The organism is Borrelia crocidurae (assembly GCF_000825665.2).
Taxonomy (GTDB): domain Bacteria; phylum Spirochaetota; class Spirochaetia; order Borreliales; family Borreliaceae; genus Borrelia; species Borrelia duttonii.
Window position 1 is genome coordinate 10,653 of record NZ_LN609267.1, and the last position, 3,967, is coordinate 14,619.

Here is a 3,967-nt window from a genome sequence, read left to right on the forward strand (position 1 = left end):
ATATACAAGTATGAATATATTCAATACATTATGTATAGTAAAATTATATTATGTACAACATCAGTTAAAAAGAAATGCTTATGATAGACATAAATAATATAAATCAAATCAAAGATATCATCTCTAGGATATTAGACATAAGTTTAATTAGCATCTTAGTCTATTATATCTATAAAAATGTAATTAATTCCTATTCGATAAATCTACTTAAAGGAATGATTATAATTACATCCATTGGCATCATATCTTATTATTTCAATTTATATACGATCAATTGGTTATTAACTTACATAGCAAATATACTACCAATTGCAATGCTTATATTATTTCATCAGGAAATCAAAAAAATAATAATGCAAATTGGAAACTTTAATCTATCTTTTAAACTTGCAAATAATAAAGAAGAAACTATAAAAACTATTACTGAAATAATTAAAGCAATCAAACATCTATCAGAAAATAAATCCGGCAGCTTAATCTGCATAGAAAAAAAAATACAATTGGAACAAATAATAAACAAAGGAATAAAATTAGATTCCATTGTATCTAACGAAATTTTAATATCAATTTTTGACTATGAAACACCTTTACATGATGGAGCAGTTATTATTAGCAATAATAAAATAGTATATGCTGGGTCTTTTTTACCATTATCTAATGTAGAATCTATTAGCAAAACATTTGGAACAAGACATAGAGCAGGACTTGGAATTTCTGAAAACTCAGATGCAATAACAATAATAACATCTGAAGAAACTGGATCTATTTCACTAACAAGAAATGGAAAATTAGAATATAATTTAAGCTTGAATGAAGTCAAAAAAAAACTAAATATTGCATTAATAGAATGAATAATGATGATAACTAAAAAATTCATAAACATAATTAAGTTATTATTTGAAGATTGGCAAAATAAAGCTATTTCTATCCTAATAGCTATTATTATGTTCATCACGTTTTACTTTAACAGCATAGAATCGGTCAATATAGAAAAAAATTTTAATATTTTACTAGAAAATGAAGTCACATTGGGCAAAATGCCTGATTTTAACAAAATATTACTTACAGTCAAAATTAATAAAAAAGATTCCAAATATTTAGATTTTGAAAGAATAATTTTATCAGTTGAAGCTAATAACATAAAAGAAGCTGGGGAATATGAATTGCCAATAAAAATTAAAAATTTTAATCCTATTCCTATAGTTGAATATAAACTCTCAAAAAACAAAATCAAGATAAATCTTGATAAAAAAATTTCAAAATTAGTAAAAGTCGAACCCAAGTTCAAATTAATTGAAAAAGAAGGAAAAGGTGAATATTTTATTGCAAAATATAACATAGTACCTGAAAGACTAACAATACACAACACCAACACAATTATTAAAGCCGTAATACAATTAAAACAAGAAATAAAAAAAAGACACAAACACTGTATTTATTTCTGATCATCTTGAAGTAATATCTCCAGATCAATTAATAACGCTTGAAAAAAACCACGTAATACTTAACATTACCTTAGGTAAAAAATATATACAAACAACAATAACAAAACCTAACTTAATTTTTAATAATCTAAAAAATGGGCTAGAAATAAAAAATAAAGAAAAAATTTTAGATCCAGAAAATGAAATGTTTATCAAAATAAGAAGTGGACTATCAGAAAAAATCACCAAAATGCATATAAATAATAACAATATTAATCTGAACCTCGATTTAAGTAAAATCGAAAATCCTGGAACTTATGATATTAAAACAGACATAATACTTAAAAATAACACTTATGGCATAGAAGTATATGAATATGAACCTAAAACAATACAAGTAGAAATAACTGCCAATGAATAATAAAATGACGAAATCAATAGGATGTGATATAATAAAGGTCATGAGACTTTCTAGTTTTTTAAAAAATAAAAAAAAACTAGAAAGATTTTTTACACAAAGAGAAATTGAAAACTTAAAAATGAAAGGAAAAGGAGTTTTAGAAAGTTTAGCCGGTAAGTTTTCAGCAAAAGAATCATTGCTCAAAGCTTTAAGTCCACTAGTAAATAGTAAAATAAAATATTCACTTAAAGATATTGAAATCATCAGTTTACCAAAAGGTAATGTAACGTTCCAATTGCATAATGATATTAAAAAATTAATCGCAAAAATGAATCTAAAACTGTATTTAACAATTTCGCATGAACGGGAGTATGCTGTTACATTTGTAATAGTAGAAAATTAATATATGAAAAAGATATCATACTTTACAAAAGAAGAAATTGAATGTCCTTTATGTAAACAAAAATTTAGAAAAGAGGAATTATTAACAGGAAGTAGCAGATTAATATCTGGCAAACTCAAAGTTGATTTAAAAAGAGAATATATCACAAATGAAAAGTACGGTGACATCTATCCCAGAATATATTCAATAATAGTATGTCCTAACTGTTATCTCTCAGCTTTCCCAAATGAATTTCACACAATAACACTTATTAATAATAAAACAAAACAACTCTTAATAAACCATACTAATGAACGCAAACAAATAAAAGAAATTTTTGAAGATGACTTAAACTTCAACCAACCAAGAAGACTTCAAGAGGGAGCTGCAAGTTATATCCTTGCAATAATGTGTTATGAACATTTAGACAAAAACCACAATCCAACCCTAAATCAAGCAAAATGTGCAATAAGAGCAGCCTGGACATTAGAAGATCTAGAAAAGAAATATCCAAACAAAAACTATAATTATTTACAAAAAATATTTTATCATAAAGCAGCATATCTTTATAAACTGACAATAGAAAAAGAACAAAATAACTCAGAACCCATTAATTCTGCAATCATTTTTGGTCCTGATACAGACAAAAATTATGGATATGACGGTGTCTTATATTTATCAGGATTATTAGAATATTTTTATGGAAATATAGAAAATAAACAATACAGGTATAACCAGTTAATTGAAATAAAAACCCTTCTGTCTAAAATAGCCGGAATGGGAAAATCATCAAAAGAAAAACCTTCTATCCTCTTAGATAAAATAAAAGAAGTTTATTTTAAGATATCACGTGAAATAAAAACTTTTAAATAAATGAAAAAAATACTTGCAGAAATAGCATATGATGGCTCACTATATCATGGTTTTCAAATTCAACCTACAAAACCAACAATTCAAGGAGAAATAGAAAAAGCATTAGAAAAAATAAATAAAACAAAAGTCAAAATTCAATCAGCAGGTAGAACAGATAAAGGAGTTCACGCAAAAAGACAAATAATATCTTTTTATATAAAAATAAATATTAATCTTAAAAATTTAAAGACAGCAATAAATTCTCTCCTAAAAAATGATATTAGAATAATTAAATTAAAGTATGTATCAAATGAATTTCAACCCAGATTTCATGCCAAGAAAAGAAAATATACCTATTACATACTTAACAATGAAAATCATTATCCTTGGGAAGAATATAAAGCCTACTATGTAAGAAAAAAACTAAATATTAATAGATTAAATACAATGGCTGAAATGTTAATTGGTTTGCATGATTTTACAACCTTTTCATGTATTAGAGATAAAACAAATTCAAAATTAAAAGAAATTTACTTAGCTAAATTTAAGAAAAAAAACAAATTTATCGTCTTTGAAATAATAGGCTCTTCATTTTTATGGAAAATGGTAAGATCAATAGTAGGAACAATGATCGACATAGAAATCAAAAATGAATCTGTTGATACCTTCATAAAAATATTAAAGTCGAAAAACAGAAAATATGCACGAACAACGGCACCTGCAAAAGCAGGATAGAAAGACAGAACTTGCAAATGCACAGGTGAAAATGCAGCTAATAAAAAAAATACATTCAAACAAGTACTAGAAGAAGCAAAGAAGAAAAACACCAAACACTACTAAAAAGAAGAAATACAAAAAATTAATAAGAGCTAAAATAAAAGTTAAAAATCCTAAAACTAAATAACTGAG

General features: G+C 25.1%; 4 protein-coding genes and 1 pseudogene. All 5 read left to right on the forward strand.

Annotated features, from left to right (window positions below):
- Positions 1 to 80 precede the first annotated feature (80 nt).
- The 5 genes and pseudogenes from cdaA (at position 81) to truA (ending at position 3,793) form a co-directional block, all read left to right on the forward strand.
- A complete protein-coding gene (gene cdaA / locus BN1173_RS00065) occupies positions 81 to 851 on the forward strand; it encodes a diadenylate cyclase CdaA (protein WP_014695924.1) in 771 nt (256 codons plus the stop codon).
- A 3-nt stretch (positions 852 to 854) separates the two neighbouring features.
- A pseudogene (locus tag BN1173_RS04780) lies at positions 855 to 1,845 on the forward strand (YbbR-like domain-containing protein).
- Positions 1,838 to 2,227 carry a 4'-phosphopantetheinyl transferase superfamily protein gene (locus BN1173_RS00075; protein ID WP_012537786.1) on the forward strand — a complete coding sequence of 130 codons (390 nt, stop codon included), beginning with the start codon at positions 1,838 to 1,840 and terminating at the stop codon, positions 2,225 to 2,227. Before BN1173_RS04780 ends, BN1173_RS00075 begins: the two are co-directional and overlap by 8 nt.
- Positions 2,228 to 2,230: 3 nt before the next feature.
- On the forward strand, positions 2,231 to 3,079 hold the full coding sequence (locus BN1173_RS00080) for a DUF2225 domain-containing protein (protein WP_012537787.1): 849 nt from the start codon (positions 2,231 to 2,233) through the stop codon (positions 3,077 to 3,079).
- Positions 3,080 to 3,793 (forward strand): tRNA pseudouridine(38-40) synthase TruA, encoded by a 714-nt coding sequence (gene truA, locus BN1173_RS00085; protein ID WP_040235697.1) that lies wholly within the window; start codon positions 3,080 to 3,082, stop codon positions 3,791 to 3,793. It begins immediately after the preceding gene.
- The last annotated feature ends 174 nt before the right edge of the window (positions 3,794 to 3,967 follow it).